General features: G+C 66.7%; 14 protein-coding genes. 10 read left to right on the top strand and 4 right to left on the bottom strand.

Annotation, left to right across the window (positions count from 1 at the left end):
- Positions 1 to 3 precede the first annotated feature (3 nt).
- On the top strand, positions 4 to 1134 hold the full coding sequence (locus tag DXK21_RS01675) for an ABC transporter substrate-binding protein (protein WP_245945047.1): 1131 nt from the start codon (positions 4 to 6) through the stop codon (positions 1132 to 1134).
- Between the two features lie 22 nt (positions 1135 to 1156).
- Positions 1157 to 2230 (top strand): YncE family protein, encoded by a 1074-nt coding sequence (locus DXK21_RS01670; protein WP_114816049.1) that lies wholly within the window; start codon positions 1157 to 1159, stop codon positions 2228 to 2230.
- A 106-nt stretch (positions 2231 to 2336) separates the two neighbouring features.
- Here DXK21_RS01670 and DXK21_RS01665 read toward each other — a convergent pair whose 3' ends face one another.
- Positions 2337 to 3125, bottom strand: coding sequence for an ABC transporter ATP-binding protein (locus tag DXK21_RS01665; protein ID WP_114816048.1), 789 nt, complete (start codon positions 3123 to 3125; stop codon positions 2337 to 2339).
- The gene (locus DXK21_RS01660) at positions 3122 to 4180 is read right to left on the bottom strand and encodes a FecCD family ABC transporter permease (protein WP_114816093.1); all 1059 of its coding nucleotides are present in this window, start codon (positions 4178 to 4180) and stop codon (positions 3122 to 3124) included. The genes DXK21_RS01665 and DXK21_RS01660 overlap by 4 nt, the downstream gene beginning before the upstream one ends.
- A gap of 131 nt (positions 4181 to 4311) precedes the next feature.
- Here DXK21_RS01660 and DXK21_RS01655 point away from each other — a divergent pair, with 131 nt between their 5' ends.
- Complete coding sequence (locus DXK21_RS01655) at positions 4312 to 5016, top strand: alpha/beta hydrolase (protein WP_245945045.1); 705 nt, start codon at positions 4312 to 4314, stop codon at positions 5014 to 5016.
- A gap of 74 nt (positions 5017 to 5090) precedes the next feature.
- On the opposite strand, the gene DXK21_RS01650 is transcribed toward DXK21_RS01655, so the two are convergent.
- The gene (locus tag DXK21_RS01650) at positions 5091 to 5981 is read right to left on the bottom strand and encodes a LysR family transcriptional regulator (RefSeq protein ID WP_114816046.1); all 891 of its coding nucleotides are present in this window, start codon (positions 5979 to 5981) and stop codon (positions 5091 to 5093) included.
- A gap of 122 nt (positions 5982 to 6103) precedes the next feature.
- Here DXK21_RS01650 and DXK21_RS01645 point away from each other — a divergent pair, with 122 nt between their 5' ends.
- The 7 genes from DXK21_RS01645 to DXK21_RS01615 all read left to right on the top strand — a co-directional run bounded on the left by DXK21_RS01645 (position 6104) and on the right by DXK21_RS01615 (position 12904).
- Positions 6104 to 6655, top strand: coding sequence for a cupin domain-containing protein (locus DXK21_RS01645; protein ID WP_114816045.1), 552 nt, complete (start codon positions 6104 to 6106; stop codon positions 6653 to 6655).
- Positions 6652 to 8064 carry an MFS transporter gene (locus tag DXK21_RS01640; RefSeq protein WP_114816044.1) on the top strand — a complete coding sequence of 471 codons (1413 nt, stop codon included), beginning with the start codon at positions 6652 to 6654 and terminating at the stop codon, positions 8062 to 8064. The genes DXK21_RS01645 and DXK21_RS01640 overlap by 4 nt, the downstream gene beginning before the upstream one ends.
- A 104-nt stretch (positions 8065 to 8168) precedes the next feature.
- Positions 8169 to 8729, top strand: a complete 561-nt coding sequence (locus DXK21_RS01635) for a GNAT family N-acetyltransferase (RefSeq protein WP_114816043.1) — start codon at positions 8169 to 8171, stop codon at positions 8727 to 8729.
- A gap of 48 nt (positions 8730 to 8777) precedes the next feature.
- Positions 8778 to 9527 (top strand): SDR family NAD(P)-dependent oxidoreductase, encoded by a 750-nt coding sequence (locus DXK21_RS01630; protein ID WP_114816042.1) that lies wholly within the window; start codon positions 8778 to 8780, stop codon positions 9525 to 9527.
- Between the two features lie 115 nt (positions 9528 to 9642).
- Positions 9643 to 10932, top strand: coding sequence for a sel1 repeat family protein (locus DXK21_RS01625; protein WP_211305949.1), 1290 nt, complete (start codon positions 9643 to 9645; stop codon positions 10930 to 10932).
- 104 nt (positions 10933 to 11036) lie between these two features.
- Complete coding sequence (locus DXK21_RS17115; protein WP_376856757.1) at positions 11037 to 11318, top strand: DUF2256 domain-containing protein; 282 nt, start codon at positions 11037 to 11039, stop codon at positions 11316 to 11318.
- A complete protein-coding gene (locus DXK21_RS01615; protein ID WP_114816041.1) occupies positions 11207 to 12904 on the top strand; it encodes a cryptochrome/photolyase family protein in 1698 nt (565 codons plus the stop codon). The genes DXK21_RS17115 and DXK21_RS01615 overlap by 112 nt, the downstream gene beginning before the upstream one ends.
- Here the strand turns inward: DXK21_RS01615 and DXK21_RS01610 are convergent.
- Positions 12895 to 14928: a hybrid sensor histidine kinase/response regulator gene (locus DXK21_RS01610; protein WP_114816040.1), complete on the bottom strand. Its 2034-nt coding sequence runs from the start codon at positions 14926 to 14928 to the stop codon at positions 12895 to 12897. The genes DXK21_RS01615 and DXK21_RS01610 overlap by 10 nt on opposite strands.
- Positions 14929 to 15048: the final 120 nt, after the last annotated feature.

The raw sequence follows: 15048 nt of genomic DNA, 5'->3' as shown, positions 1-15048 counted from the left end.
ATGATGGATTTCGAACCGGGCCGTCGCGCTCTTCTGCTGGGCGCCGCCGCCTTGATGGCTGGCGCCGGCGCCTGCTCCCGTCGCGAGGAGGCAGGCCCCTCCTCGCTATTAAAGGACCTGCGCGACCGTCCGCTGGCGGTCACGCCGCCCATCGGAAAGCTATCGATCGACGACAGCCGCTTCCTGATCGCCCTGTCCCTGATCCACCCCGATCCGGTCAGCTTGCTGGCCGCCTGGGCGGGCGACGTGAACCGCCTCAGCCCCGAAATCTACGCCGCCTATCTGGCCAGGTTCCCCGCTCTGGCGACCCTGCCCAAGACGCCAAGCTCAGCCGCCGCCTTCAACGTCGAAGCCGTGCTGGGCGCTCAGCCGCAGGTGGCGCTGGTCTCGCTGGATTCCGGCCCGACCGACGCCCAGGCGGCCCAACTGGAGCAGGCCGACGTCCGCGTCGCCTACCTCGACTTCTTCCAGCACCCCTTCCAGAACCAGTCGCGCAGCCTGTCCCTGCTGGGCAGCCTGATCGGCCGAGAGGAACAGGCCGAGGCCTATAACGCCTTCCGCGCGGCCAAGCTCAAGGTCATCTCCGACCGGGTGGCCGGGCTGAAGGACGAACAGAAGCCGACCGTCTTCCTGGAAGCTCACGCGGGCAATGGCCCTGACTGCTGCAACTCGGTCGGGGCCGGAAACATCGGCGACTACCTGACCTTCGTGGGCGGCCGAAATATCGGCGCAGAGGTGCTGAAGCAGCCGTCGGGCAAGCTGAACCTGGAGTTCGTGGTCGAGCGCGATCCCGACCTCTACATCGCCACCGGCGGCCCGCATCTGGAGAAGACCGGCGGCTTCGTCGTCGGCCCGAAATACGACGTCGAGACTTCGCGCGCCTCGCTGCAGCGCGTGGCCGATCGGCGCGGCCTGTCTACCCTGAAGGCGGTGCGCGAGGGCAAGGTCCACGGCCTGTCGCATCAGTTGATCAACTCGCCCATCGACATCGTCGCCACCGAGGTTCTGGCCAGGTGGATTCAGCCCGAGCTGTTCGCCGACCTCGACCCGCACGCGACCCTGACCGCCATCAACGAGCGCTTCCTCGCTGTGCCCTATCACGGCGACTACTGGACCGATCTGGTCCCCGCCTGACGTCCATCCAAGGAGAGACCCCATGACCGCCCTGCGCCACAGCGCCCTTCTGGCCGCCAGCCTCATCGCCCTTTCGACGGCCTCGGTCGTCTCGGCCCAGTCGATCGAGAAGACCGTCAAGGTCGCCCCCGGCGGTCTGTATGAGATCGTCTTCAATCCGGCCGACAACGACATCTACGTCACCGCCGTCGGCCCGCGCGGCGCCAACCAGGCCCAGATCGTCCGCCTGGACGGCCAGACCCTGGCCGCCGAGGCGCCGATCAATGTCTCGGATCGTCCGCTCTACGGCCTCGGCCTGAACAGCCGCACCCAAATCCTCTATGGCACAGACACCCGCACCGGCGCCGTTTCGGCCATCGACCTGAAGACCGGCGCCGTCGTCGCTGTCATCCGTCAGGATGAAGAAGACGACAGCGCCCACGTGCGCGAGGTCATCGTCGATGAACAGCGCAACAAAGCCTATGTCACCGTCGTCGGCGGCGACGCGGGCGACAACTCGCGCCCGAACCTGATCTGGGTCATCGACGGCGCGACCCACAAGGTGGAGCGGACCATCGCCGCCCCGGTCGGCGGCCTGACCGGCGCCGCCTTCGACGGCTCGACCAATCGTCTCTACGTCACCGGCATGGCCAGCAATGACGTCGCCGCCATCGACCTGGCCACCGGCGAAACGGTCGGTCAGTGGGCTTCGCACGGCGAGTCGGCCATCAACGTGGCTGTGGATTCTGACGGTCGCCGTCTGTTCGTCGCCAACCAGAAGTCGGGCGAGCTGACGGTTCTCAACGCCGACACCGGCGCCCTGATCCACAAGGTCGCCACCGGCGAAGGCGCGCTCAGCGTCGCCTACAACGGCGCCGTCAAACAGATCTATGTCGCCAACCGCGGCGCGGGCACGGTGACGGTGATCGACGCCGACACCTATGCGGTGAAGGCGGAGCTCCAGACCGGCACCTTCCCCCAGACCATCGCCATCGATCGCGCCACCAACGCCGTCTACGTCACCAACAAGGCGCGCGGCCTGCCGCGCAACGCCCCGGCCGGCACGCCGGTCCCGGTCGATCCGACCGGGGACGTGGTGACGCTGATCCGTCCCTGATCCCGATCAGAACCGCATAGGGAAAGGCCCGGCCGCAGATGCAGCCGGGCTTTTTTTTCTTGGGGCGCCGCCGCGCTTCTCCCTTCCCCCTCGATGGGAAAGGGCTTTAGGGCGTCAGAACGTCGTCGATCATGACCTGCAGCGCCCCGTGATCGCAGCGTTGGACGCGGGCCGAGACGCGATAGACCTGGGCCAGTATCTTCGGCGTGATCGCCTCGTCCGGCGTTCCGAAGGCAACCAGTTTTCCCTTGGCCATGACGGCGATCCGGTCGGACACCCGCGCCGCCGCCTGCAGGTCGTGCAGGACGATCATCACCGTCATGCCCCGCTCGGCGGCCGCCTCGCGCGCCAAGTCCAGCACCCGCAGTTGATAATAGAGGTCCAGAGCGCTGGTTGGCTCGTCCAGCAGCAGCAGGCGGGGTTCGCGCGCCAAGGCCTGTGCCAGACCCGCCAACTGCTTCTGTCCGCCCGACAGCCGGTCCAGCCGTTGCCCGGCCAGGGCCTCGGCGCCGATGCGCTGCAAGACCTCAAAGGCGCGCTCGACGGCTTGAGCGTCGGTGAAGGCTGCGCCGCCGAGCGGCGTGGCGCGAATGGCGGCCACCACCGTCTCCAGCACCGTCAGAGCCACGCCCTGCGGCAGGGTCTGGGGCATGTAGGTGACGAGCTTGGCCCGGTCCGCCAGCGACAGACCTGTCAGCTCAACCTCATCCAGCCGGATCGAACCCTTGGCTGGGATCAGTCCCGCCAGCGCCCGCAGGAAGGTGCTCTTGCCCGCCCCATTGGGCCCCACGACCGAGACGACTTCACCGGCGTCGAGCGACGGCAGGCTCAACCCTTCAACAATGGGCCGCCCGCCGTAGCCGGCGCTCAGGTCCTGCACCGACAGCCCCGTCATGCCCGGCCTCCGTTGCGGAAGATCAGCAGCAGGAAGACCGGCACGCCGATCACGGCGGTGACGATGCCGACCGGCATCAGCACCCCAGGCACGATGGCCTTGGACGCCGCCGAGGCCAGCGACATGATGATCGCGCCCGACAGGATGCTGGCCGGCAGGAAGAAGCGATGGTCCTCGCCGACCAGCAGGCGGGCGATGTGCGGTCCAACCAGGCCGATGAAGCCGATGGCGCCGACAAAGGCCACGGCCGTCGCCGACAGCAGGCTGACCCGCAGCAGGGACAGAAAGCGCAACCGCTTCACGTCCACGCCGAAACTCATGGCCCGGTCCTCGCCCAGCCGCAGCGCCGTCAGGCCACGCGACGACAGCAGCGAAAACGGCGTGACCACCGCCACCACCAGCGCCAAAGCCCCGACATTGCCCCAGGTGGCGCGCGACAGCGACCCCATGGTCCAGAACACCAGCTGCTGCAGCGCCTCGGCCGAGGACAGGAACTGCACCAGGGCCGTCAGGGCGTTGAAGGCGAAGACCAGGGCAATGCCGAACAGGACGATGTTCTCCACCCCCGATCCCTTCATCCGCGCCAGCGCCTGCAAGGCCAGAACCGAGCCGAAGGCGAAGACGAAGGCGTTCAGCGGCACCAGCCAGTCCGACCCGATAAAACTGGCCCCCACGCCCAGCACAATCGCCAGCGAGGCCCCGAACGAGGCCGCCGACGACACCCCCAGGGTGAAGGGGCTGGCCAATGGATTGTTGAGCACCGTCTGCATCTCAGCCCCGGCCAGGGCCAGGGCGGCGCCGACCAGCGTCGCCATCAGGGCGTAGGGCAAACGCACCTGCCAGACGATGGCCTGCTGGGCGGTGCTGAGCGCCGCCGGATCGAATACGCCCTTCAGCACCACCAGGGGCGAGATCGTAGACGGCCCCGTGACCACATCCAGAATCAGAGCCGCCGCGGCCAGCAAGGCCAGCACACTGAGGGCGACAAACCTCTTTCGGACATCCCGACCATAGGCCGCCACCGCATCGGGCGCAGCGCGTTCAGCGTCCGCCAATTTGCCGACCTCCATTTAGCGAATGCGTCGCAATACACGTTCGAGCCAAGATCGGCTAGGGTCGTGCAATGACGTCCCCGTGCTCTCCCTTCGCCATCGCCGCCCCGCCCCTGACGGGAGGCTGTCGCGCAATGCATCTCTCGACTGAGGCTGAGGCCCCAAGCCTGACGCTCTGGATCAGCACGCCGGAAAGCGCGCCGCCGCCGCAAGGCTGGCCGGCCCTGATCCTGCTCGACGGCGAAGCCTTTTTCACAGCGGCCGCAGAAATGGCGCAGCGCCTCGCTCGGCGCACCGCCAAGACCCGCATCGTCCCCCTGATGATTGTGGGCATAGAGCTTGACGACAGCGCCGACCGCCAGGCGGCGTTCGGCTTTTCGCCGGCGCCAGAACAACAGGACAAGCCGTCTCGTGGACAGCAACTGCTGCGACGTCTGGCGGTCGATGTCCTTCCCCTGATCGAGGCCGAAGGCGCAGACACGACAAACCTCACTCTTCTGGGTCACTCCATGTCCGGGCTGTTCGCTCTTGAAGCCCGCGCCTTGGCCGCACCCTTCGCGCGCTATATCGCCGTCGGCCCCTCGATCTGGTCGAACCCTTCGGTCATCCAGGCTCAGCCTTCAGGATCAACCGGCGCCGATGATCTGATGGTCTTCGTCGGCAGCGAAGAAGAGAGAGATAGGCTCTCCCAGGACCACCTCGCCCGCCGCATGATCAGCAACAGCCGCAGCCTCCTGGCGAAAGGCGGCGTCCGGCTCGAGGTGCTGAACGACGAGGATCACGGCTCGGCTCCCTACGCCGCGCTCCCAGCCGCGCTGAGGTTCGCCTCTCAGCTTTAGGCTTGGCGTCAAGGACTTGCCGCAAAAGCAGACGCCTTCGACCTCTTCAAAGCGCCAGGACCGGGCCAGTCTGTCTAGGCGGCCACCTGCCGAACGCAGTGTCTTAGCCAGCGGTGAGCGGGATCAGCATCCATTCGTGGGTGCCACAGCATCGACACGGCGAAATCCTGCGACGCGATAGGAAGCGGAAAGCTGACCATGCCTTCGCGGAGGCTGCGGGTATGACGATCCGGGACGGTGGCCATGAGGTCGGAGGCGCGAACCAGCGACAGAGCGGCCGAGAATCCGCTGACGATGGTCGTGACCGCGCGCTGCGCGCCTGGCGGCAGAAAAGGACTGTCGACGGCGCCCTCCTCCAGTCCGCTACGGGAAACGACGACGTGCGAGGCCTTCAGGTAAGTTGACGCGTCGATCGCGCCGCTGCGCCCCAGAGGGTGCCCCTCCCGGACAACGCCGACCAGTCGATCCCGGAACAGGGACTGGCTGCGCACCTCCGGGCCCGTAGTGTCTTCGATGACACCGGTTTCCAGATCGACGCGTCCTTCACGAAGCGCCGTGCTGTCCTTGTCCGTCTTCTGGAGGAAGAACAGGCGGACGCCGGGCGCGTCCTCCGCCACCCTCTCCAGCAAACGCGGTCCAAAGCTCTCTACGAAGCCGTCGCTGGTCCGCAGGGTGTAGGTCCGGGTCAGCTTTCCAAGATCAAGTCGGTCGTCGGGACGCAGCACCGCCCCGGCATCGTCAACGACTTGACGAACGCGGTCCCGAAGCTCGGCCGCCCGGGGCGTGGGGACCAGCCCTCGCCCGGCTCTGACCAGCAAGGGGTCGCCGGTCGTTTCGCGCAGTCGCGCCAGCGCGCGGCTCATCGCCGAGGGGCTGAGACTTAGCCGTCGGGCGGCTCCCGCGACGCTGCCTTCGGTGAGGAGCGCATCCAGAGTGATCAAGAGATTCAGGTCAGGAAGCGCCATGGTTTGATCCCAGACAAGCCCCGAAGATATGGCGCTTGATGCACTAATAACATGCAAATGCTGCGCCTTCCGCAATGTCAGAGGCGACGTATTTTCTCCGGTACGCAAACGGAGGATGGATCATGGTCAAGACGGCGCTGCAGTCGTTCACTCAAAACGTTCGGTCCCAATGGGGGCCGCTGACGAGCGAACTGGCCGGGTTCTGCCAGAGACAGATGGAAGAGCTGCTCGAGGCCTCTCCCCGCGAGGCTTGGCTTGCGGCCCTCAACGCGAACCAGCCCGCTTCAGAAGAGCTCTATCGCGACGCTGATCATGGCTTCGTCCTGCTTGCTCATGCCGAACAGGCGGGCCTCTATCGGCCGCCGCACGACCACGGGCGCAGCTGGGTGCTTTACGGAATCCAGCAGGGTGAAATCGAAATGGGAACCTATGCCCGGGTCGAGGGCGAAGACGGCGATGTCCGGCTGGTCAAGCGCAACACCAAGCTGGTCCGCGCGGGCGAGGTCCAACTCTACCTTCCCGGCGATATCCACGACACCCGTTGCATCAGCGACAGCGCTCTGTTGTTCCGCTTCACCGAACGCGACCTGCGGGTAGAGGACCGACAGCATCGCCGCCTGACCCGATACGTCGAACAGAACGGAATCTGGACCACCGAACAGACATCCGCATGATCCCCCAGGGTCCCGCCGCGGTCGGACCGGCGACGACACCCGACGGCGCAATACCGGATTCCCGGCGCCCTCTGGCTGTGGGCGCGGTGCTGACGGCGATGACCCTGGTCGTGCTCGACGCCGGGATGACGAACCTGGCCCTGCCGACCATCGCCAGAGCCCTTGGCGTCTCTCCCGCCGCAGCGGTGCTGGTCGTCACCGCCTATCAGACGGCCTTGCTCGTCGCCCTGCTGCCCGCCGCCGCCATGGGTGAACGGTTCGGCTGCCGCCGGGTTTTCGCAGCGGGGGTCTGGCTGTTCATCCTGAGCTCGGTGCTCTGCACATTTGCGCCCTCGCTCCACGGGCTGGTCGCGGCCAGGGCTCTTCAGGGATTGGGGGGCGCGGCGATCCTGGCGCTTGGCGTTCCCCTGCTGCGGTTTTCGGTGCCGCCTCAACGACTGGGCGCGGCCATAGGATGGAATGCACTGACGGTCGCGCTCGCCTCATCGGCGGGGCCTGGCGTCGGGGCCCTGATCCTCGCCCACGCCCATTGGCCATGGCTTTACGCCGTCAATATTCCCCTGGGTCTCGCCGTTCTCGCGGCCTCCCGGCAGTTGCCCCGCACCCCGGCTGGATCTCACCGCCTCGATATCGCCAGCATGGCCTTGAGCGGCGCGATGTTCGCCAGCCTCTTCATTGGAGCCCAGCTGTTCCTGGCGCGACCGCTCCTCGCAATCGGCCTGGCTGTCTCAGGCCTGGTCTGCCTTGGCCTGCTGGTGCGCCGGGAAGCGCCCAAGGCGGCGCCGCTGATCCCGCTCGATCTGCTTCGCCAGCCGGCTCTTCGCCTCTCGGTGATCGCCTCAGTCTTCTGCTTCACGGGCCAGGCTGCGGCTATGGTGGCCCTACCCTTCTACCTTCAGTCTGTGCTTGGCCAGTCGGCCTCCACAACGGGCGTCTATATGACGGTCTGGCCGCTCAGCGTAGCTGTCTCCGCCGTCGCTGCCGGTCGGCTCGCGGACCGTTTCCCCACCGCCTGGCTGTGTGCGGTCGGCGGGCTCGGCCTGGGGTTGGGGCTCGTGAGCGCGGCGCTGTGGCCTCTGGGGCAAGACGTCCGACCGATGCTCCTGTTCGCCGCCGCCTGCGGCCTGGGGTTCGGCCTGTTTCAGACGCCCAACAACCGCAACATGTTCCTTTCAGCGCCCCTGGAACGCAGCGCAGCTTCAGGCGGCTTGCAGGGCGCCGCCCGGCTGACGGGACAGACGGCCGGAGCCGTCCTGATGACCCTGCTTTTCACCCTGACGCCCATTGGAACAGCGCCCCGGCTCGGCCTGGGGGATCGGCGGCGCGCTCGCTCTCCTGGCCGGATTGGTCAGTCTCTCGAGGGCCAAGGATCACCCTCGTGCAACCGAAAACCAAGGCTGACGGCATGACCTCGAACCGACATCGCTCAAAGGAAGGCAGCTCTTGCGCCCTGCGACAACAAGCCAGGGCGCCAACTGTGGACGTTCGGCCCGGCCATGCCCAGATAGCGGGAATGCTAAGCTTGGACCTGTTTCCCCTGACGACCGATCGCCTGATCCTCAGGCCGTTCACAAGCGCCGATTTCCCGGCCTATGCGGCCTACCACAGGCTTAAGGAGGTCTATCGCTATCTCTATGCCTCGCCGCCCGAAGGCGACGCCCTGCAGGCGCAGTTCGCGGAAGCCATGAACGCGAAACTTGTTTCCGACGGCGACGTGTTCCGTCTAGCCGTGACCCTGGCGGACAACGGCTGTCTGGTCGGCGAAGTCCTGCTCAAACTGGCCAGTCGATCTGCAGCCCAGGGAGAGATCGGCTACATCTTCAATCCGTCGTGGGCTGGCAGGGGCTTCGCCGCCGAAGCCGTCGCCGCCCTGGTCCGCATAGGATTCGAAGAGATCGCGTTGCACCGGATCTTCGCCCGCCTTGACACCGCAAACGCCGGATCGGTCGCCCTCGTGGAGCGCCTCGGTTTCCGCCGAGAGGCTCACCTGATCGAAAACGACCGCTTCGACGGCGCTTGGGGGGATGAATTCATCTACGCCATGCTGCGGCGAGAGTGGGCCGCGCGCCCCTGACATCCTTGATCATTCCTCACGATCACCTGCGAATGATAGGTCCTGACCATGCCAGCACTCCATAACGCCGCCGCCGTCGTCACCGGCTCAGGGCGGGGCCTCGGCGCCGCGCTGGCGATCGCCTTGGCGGACGCCGGTTGCCGCCCCATCCTCTGCGGGCGTGACCCCACGGGGCTGGAGCGGACGGCGGCGACCATCCTTGATCGGAGCGGCGTGGAATCGACGATCATCGCTCTGGACCTGGCCGATGCGGGCAGCGTTTCCGCCGCCGTCGCGGCGATCCGCGCTCGGCACGAGTCGATCGACATCCTGATCAACAACGGCGCCATGTGGCTCGAACGCGGGTCGGAACCGCACACGTCGGCAGAGGTCCTGGGCGTGATCAATGCGGCCGTATCCGGCGCCTACCTGCTGACTCAGGATCTGCTCCCCCTGCTGCACAGGTCTGCACGGCCGGACATCGTCACGATAGGGTCGATCAGCGGTCTGCCCAGCGCCGCATTGCAGACGGCGGCCGTTCCCTTCTACGCGGCCAAGCGGGCTCAGGACGCTCTGGCGGACGGCCTTGCCCAGATGCTGAACGGCACGCCCGTCCGGTCCCTTGTCGTTCACCCGCCCTATCTCGATGACGCCGAACCCGATGGAGAGAACTGGCGTCTCTCGCCCGAACGCGCCAAGGGCGAGCGTGCGACCACAAGGGATATCGTCGAAGCGGTTCTGTTTGCCCTTTCGCGCCCCCGGCACGTCTCCCTGTCTATCGTCGTCGATGCCGATAATGGCGGTCGGTTCGCCCCATGATCTCACCGCGCTGACCACAGCCTGACATGTCGGGCGTCGAACGCCCTCTGGGGCGGTTGGTATTTTCAGCGCGTGCGTGCAGCATCTGGTCTTACCGAGGGGAGAGTTGACGGTGATGGCGCGCAAAGGACGAGGGTTCAGACAGAAGACGACCGGCTCGATCGGGTTGCGCGTCCTGGCCTGCAGCTTGACCGTGGCGGGCGTCTGGACGTCGGACGCAGTCGCCGCGACGGACCGTCCGGGCGAAGAGATCGTCCTCGCTTGCCGGATCGAGGGGCAGGCCCGGGAGGCGTCCGTGTCGCTCGCGCATAGCCGCGCGACCTATCGCTACGGGCCTCCGGACAGCGAACCGGAGCTGACCCTGTCGAGTCCCTTGGCCGATCTCGACTATCGGCGCGACAGCGGCGCGGCAGGGACGGTCGACGAGATTGTGACCTTCGCCAATGGCGACACCACCTACCGTTTCGCCGCCGGCTTTCGCAACGGAACCCAGCCCGACCCATCCGCCCTTCATCCTTTTGGACTACTGAGCGTCAGCCGCGGCGGGAAGGAACTCGCCCGGCTGCCGTGCAACCCCGGCAGCATTGAGCGCGTCCCGGACCGTCTGCTGGCGCGCATGCGCGACATAGGGCGGGAGCGGGCATCGGACGGCGTCTCGTTTCCAAACTACCCCATTCACCCCCGCGTTTCGGCGGCCGAGTCCGCGCCGTGCGAGGTCGAGAACAACGTGGACACCTGCTGGAGCCGGGGCGTCAGCGCGGCGCGCGGCGGCGACCTGCGCTCGGCGCTTGAGCATTACGACATGTCCTGCGCGGCTCGCATCATGACGTCGGGCTGCTATGAGGCCGGCAAGCTGTATCTCCAGAACCGGCAACTGCGCGACTACACGCGTGCGAGGCAGAGTTTGGCGCGCACCTGCAACAGCGATGATCCGGGTCAGGGCCCCTATGCCTGCAAATACCTCGGCTGGATGTACCTCACAGGGACCGGCGTAGAGCGTGATCTCGACCTCGCGTTCAACGCGCTGGCGCAGGCCTGCTTTCTGCACAACGACGCCATCCTGATCGACGGCGAAGGCTGCCACTTCCTTGGCGAGGCGATTTTCGAGAGGCGCGGCCGCTCCCTCCGGGATGAGGCAGACGCCGATTATCTGGCCTACATAGCCTTCGCACAGGGCTGCACCGACGACGCCGAGACGGTCTGCGAGGAGGCCCGCGCCTTGCTTCAGCGAGGGGAAGCGACCGCCGCGCCCTGGGTCAGGCGGTGCGATCAAGACGCACGCCGCTACGGCGATATTGAATTCTGCGCTGGGCTGGCCGCCGTCTCCACGGACTACGACGTCAGACAGGCTGCGCGGCGTCAGCTCAGGTCGCTCTTCACCCAGACTTCCGTCGCCATGGATTGAATCCAGGCCGCCCCCCAGCTCACCCGCTTCCCACCCCCATCCGGGGTTCAGCACCAGAGTCCAGCCGGGTCCCTCGACGGCCTCCGCCGACAGCGGTCCACAGGATGGAGGCGGATAGACCTGATCCACCCAGGGTTCCAGGCGTATTGAAGCCTGAGCGGATGGCGGTCCCTCTTGCGGCGCGAAAGGTGAGCGGAATGCGGCGAGTTCAGAAAAAGGACCTGCCTTCCAAGACCTGCCCCGTCTGCGTCCGGCCGTTCGCGTGGCGCAAGAAATGGCAAAGAGACTGGCCGAACGTGATCTACTGCAGCGCGCGTTGCGCCTCCCAAAGAACGACCGCCAGAAATGCGGGGGCTCCGGCCCGACCTTCGTCGAGGCCGTCGTGACGCTGAAGGATGGCGCGGGCGCCCTGCGGCTGGTGCTCGGCGATCAACTGTCCGACAGCCTGGCGGGCCTGACCGATCTCGACGCGACGCGCGACGTCGTCCTGATGGCCGAGGTGCGGGACGAGGCGACCTATGTGCGCCATCACAAGCAGAAGATCGCGCTGACCTTCGCCGCCATGCGCGCCCACGCGGAGCGGCTGACGGCGCGCGGCGCAGCCGTGCGCTATGTCCGCATCGACGCCCCGGACAACACGCAGTCCATCATCGGCGAACTGCACCGCGCTCTGGCTGACGACGCCTATGCCCGCGTCGTGATCACCAAGCCCGGCGAGGTCAGGCTGGCCCAAGCCTTCGCGGCCTTCGCCGCGACCGCCGGCCTTCCCGTCGATATCCGCGAGGACCGCCGCTTCATCTGTTCTCATGCCCGTTTTCGACGCTGGGCCGCTGACAAGCGCGAGCTGAGGATGGAGTATTTCTATCGCGAGATGCGCCGCGAGACGGGCCTGCTGATGGACGGCGCCGATCCCGAAGGCGGTCGCTGGAACTTCGACGCCGAGAACCGCAAGAAGCTGACCAGGGGACTGCGCCCGCCCCCTCGGCTGCGCACCGCCCCCTCAGCCACGACGAAGGGCGCGATCGCCGACGTTGCGCGCCTGTTTCCCGATCATTTCGGCGATCTGGACGATTTCGGTTGGCCGACCACCGTGGAGGAGGCCGAGGCCGCGCTGGAAACCTTCCTGACGCGCATCCTGCCCGCCTTCGGCGACTGGCAGGACGCCATGGCCCACGGCGAGCCCTGGATGTGGCACGGCCTGGTCTCGACGGCGATCAATATGGGCCTGCTGGACCCTCTGGACGTCTGCCGGCGGGCCGAGGCCGTCTATCGGGACGGCGCCGCGCCCCTGAACGCGGTCGAGGGCTTCATCCGTCAGATCCTGGGGTGGCGAGAGTTCGTGCGCGGCGTCTACTGGCTGAAGACGCCCGAGTACGGGCGCATGAACTTTCTGGACGCGGACCGCGCCCTGCCCTGGTTCTTCTGGTCAGGCGAGACGGACATGGCCTGCGTCGCCGACGTGGTTTCGGCCACCCGCGCTAACGCCTATGCCCACCATATCCAGCGCCTGATGGTCACAGGCAATCTGGCCATGATGCTGGGCGTTCATCCCGACGCGGTCGATGACTGGTACATGACGGTCTATGCCGACGCCTATGAGTGGGTGGAGATGCCGAACACGCGGGGCATGGCCACCTTCGCGGACGGCGGGATCGTCGGGTCCAAGCCCTATGCCGCCTCCGGCGCCTATATCCAGCGCATGAGCGACTATTGCGGCGCTTGTCGCTATGACGTGAAGGGCAAGAGCGGCGATGGCGCCTGTCCGTTCAACCGTCTCTACTGGGGCTTCCTGGAACGCAATCGCCCGCGCCTTCGCCACAACGCCCGCCTGGCCATGCCCTATCGCACGCTGGACGGCTTTGGAGAGGCGAAACGCGCCGCCTTGCTGGCGGAGGCGGAAGCCACGCGGCTGGCCCTGGGCGCCGTGCCGATCAGCGGCGCGGACGACGGCCGCGACCGATCTCAGCCTTGAGCCGACAGGGTGTTCGCCGCGCCGCCAGCCGCGCTGATCCGGGCCAGCGCCTGATAGAGGGCTGAGGCCGTGATCGGCTTGGGCAGGTGAAGGTCCGCGCCCGCCATGAGCGCGCGAACGACATGATCCTGCAAGGTATTGGCGGTCAGCATGATGATCGGGGTCCGTCCCCGACCTTGCGCCGCCTCCAGATCCCGAATAGCCCGCGTCGCCGCCAGGCCGTCCATACGCGGCATCATCATGTCCATGAGGATGGCGTCGAAAGGCGTGGTCCGACAGGCTTCCACCGCCTGGACCCCGTCCTCGACCGCGGTCGTCGTGATGCCGGCAGCCGAAAGGATAAGCTCGGCCACCCGGCGATTGGTTTCACTGTCGTCGGCGACCAGAATGTGAGCGAAGCCCTGACTGCCCTGATCGGTCGTCACAGGCGTTTCTTTTTCGGGGGCGGGCCTGCCCTGGGCCAGCTTGATGTCGAACCAGAAGCTCGCTCCGGCGCCGGGCGCGCCCCGACAATCTATGGAACCGCCCATGGCTTCCACCAATTCGCGGCAGATCGACAGGCCCAGGCCCGTACCGCCGTATCGACGATTGATGGCGCCGTCCGCCTGCTGGAAGCGTTCGAACAGGCTCTGGCGTTGCTCTTCCGAGAAGCCGATGCCCGTGTCCTGGACTTCGAAATGGAAGACGCCGCCCTCGCCCCGCGTGACACTGAGCGACACCGACCCGGCAGAGGTGAATTTGATGGCGTTGTTCACCAGGTTGATGATCACCTGCCGCAGCCGCAGGGGATCGCCGACGACAAATCCGATCCCCTCGTCGCAACGCAGCACGAGGTCGAGCCCCTTCTCGGAGGCCTTCAGCGCGCAGAGCTGGCAAGCCCGCTCAACCTCGGCGAACAGATCGAAGACGTCCTGGGCGATCTCGATCTCGCCGGACTCGATCCGCGCCAGATCCAGGATGTCCCCGATCAGGCTTCGCAGCTGATCGGCGGATGTCTGGATGATCCCCGCCAACTCCCTCTGATGATCGGACAGCGGCGTGTCCGCCAGCAGCTCGACCACCCCGATGACGCCGTTCAGGGGCGTGCGCAGTTCATGGCTCATATTGGCCAGGAAGGCGCTCTTGGCGACGCTGGCGGCCTCGGCCTCCGTCTTGGAGCGGATCAACGCCGCCTTCTGCGCCTCTCGTTCAGAGATGTTGCGGATCGCCGCGCTGGTGCGCTTGACGCCGTTCTCATGCCAGACCGCCAGGGAGACCTCGACATTGATGATCGAGCCGTCCTTGCACCGGGCCGTCGCCTCGGCGCGGGCGCCGTCCAGCACGGCGCCGACGCCCTGAAAACCCTGGTCCAGGGCCAGGGCCTGGATGGTCTGACAGGTCAGGCCGATGAGTTCTCCCGTCTGGCCCAGGGCCTCCGCCGCCGAATAGCCGAACAGCCGCTCGGCGCCCGGGGACCAGTAGATGTAGCGATTATCCTCATCCGCCATGATGACCGCATCCGCAGCCGCCTCGAGCGCGCGCTCCAGCGCCCGGTATCTTTGACGCCCGGCCAGACGCTCGGCGGCGATCCGGCTCAGGTCCTGCAACAGACCCGCGATCTCGGCGTCATAGCCTCGCGGTTCGGGCGCAATCAGACAGAGGCTGCCCACCGCCCGACCGTTCACCACCAGCGGCGCTCCGGCGTAGAAGCGGATCGCGGGCGGTCCCAGGACCAGAGGATTGTCGTGGAACCGCGCGTCGAGGCGCGCGTCCGGCACCCACAGAACCTCATCAGGCTGAAGAATGGCGTGACCACACAGCGCGACGGAGCGATCCGTCTGCATCAGATCCACGCCGCTTCGCGCCACAAAACGCTGATGGTCCTCATCCAGCAGGGAGATGAAGGCAGAAGGCGCGCCTGAATGGCGACGTACAAGGTCGAGGATGCCGCAGAGCACGGCATCCTCCTGATACCCGTCGCGGCCCAGGGAGCGGACCATCGCCAGTCGCTCGACCTCGTCATGCGGCTTTTCAGGGATCAACATGCATACCTCACAAGCCTAACCCTTGCCGCCCTCGGCATTGCTCGCGGGTTAATCTGTACGTGGGCTACGGAAACCTACGTATTGAGCGGCCTTCGCCTCTATGCAGCGCCCGCTGATGCT

This window comes from Brevundimonas bullata (assembly GCF_003350205.1).
Classification (GTDB): Bacteria; Pseudomonadota; Alphaproteobacteria; order Caulobacterales; family Caulobacteraceae; genus Brevundimonas; species Brevundimonas bullata.
This window is presented reverse-complemented; position numbering and strand designations above follow the sequence as displayed.

Excerpts from the sequence above, each read along its gene's own strand:
- DXK21_RS01675 (WP_245945047.1), top strand. The coding sequence starts at position 4 with ATGGATTTCGAACCGGGCCGTCGCGCTCTTCTGCTGGGCGCCGCCGCC.
- DXK21_RS01670 (WP_114816049.1), top strand. The coding sequence starts at position 1,157 with ATGACCGCCCTGCGCCACAGCGCCCTTCTGGCCGCCAGCCTCATCGCC.
- DXK21_RS01665 (WP_114816048.1), bottom strand. The coding sequence starts at position 3,125 with ATGACGGGGCTGTCGGTGCAGGACCTGAGCGCCGGCTACGGCGGGCGG.
- DXK21_RS01655 (WP_245945045.1), top strand. The coding sequence starts at position 4,312 with ATGCATCTCTCGACTGAGGCTGAGGCCCCAAGCCTGACGCTCTGGATC.
- DXK21_RS01650 (WP_114816046.1), bottom strand. The coding sequence starts at position 5,981 with ATGGCGCTTCCTGACCTGAATCTCTTGATCACTCTGGATGCGCTCCTC.
- DXK21_RS01645 (WP_114816045.1), top strand. The coding sequence starts at position 6,104 with ATGGTCAAGACGGCGCTGCAGTCGTTCACTCAAAACGTTCGGTCCCAA.
- DXK21_RS01640 (WP_114816044.1), top strand. The coding sequence starts at position 6,652 with ATGATCCCCCAGGGTCCCGCCGCGGTCGGACCGGCGACGACACCCGAC.
- DXK21_RS01635 (WP_114816043.1), top strand. The coding sequence starts at position 8,169 with ATGCTAAGCTTGGACCTGTTTCCCCTGACGACCGATCGCCTGATCCTC.
- DXK21_RS01630 (WP_114816042.1), top strand. The coding sequence starts at position 8,778 with ATGCCAGCACTCCATAACGCCGCCGCCGTCGTCACCGGCTCAGGGCGG.
- DXK21_RS01625 (WP_211305949.1), top strand. The coding sequence starts at position 9,643 with ATGGCGCGCAAAGGACGAGGGTTCAGACAGAAGACGACCGGCTCGATC.
- DXK21_RS17115 (WP_376856757.1), top strand. The coding sequence starts at position 11,037 with ATGGAGGCGGATAGACCTGATCCACCCAGGGTTCCAGGCGTATTGAAG.
- DXK21_RS01615 (WP_114816041.1), top strand. The coding sequence starts at position 11,207 with ATGGCAAAGAGACTGGCCGAACGTGATCTACTGCAGCGCGCGTTGCGC.
- DXK21_RS01610 (WP_114816040.1), bottom strand. The coding sequence starts at position 14,928 with ATGTTGATCCCTGAAAAGCCGCATGACGAGGTCGAGCGACTGGCGATG.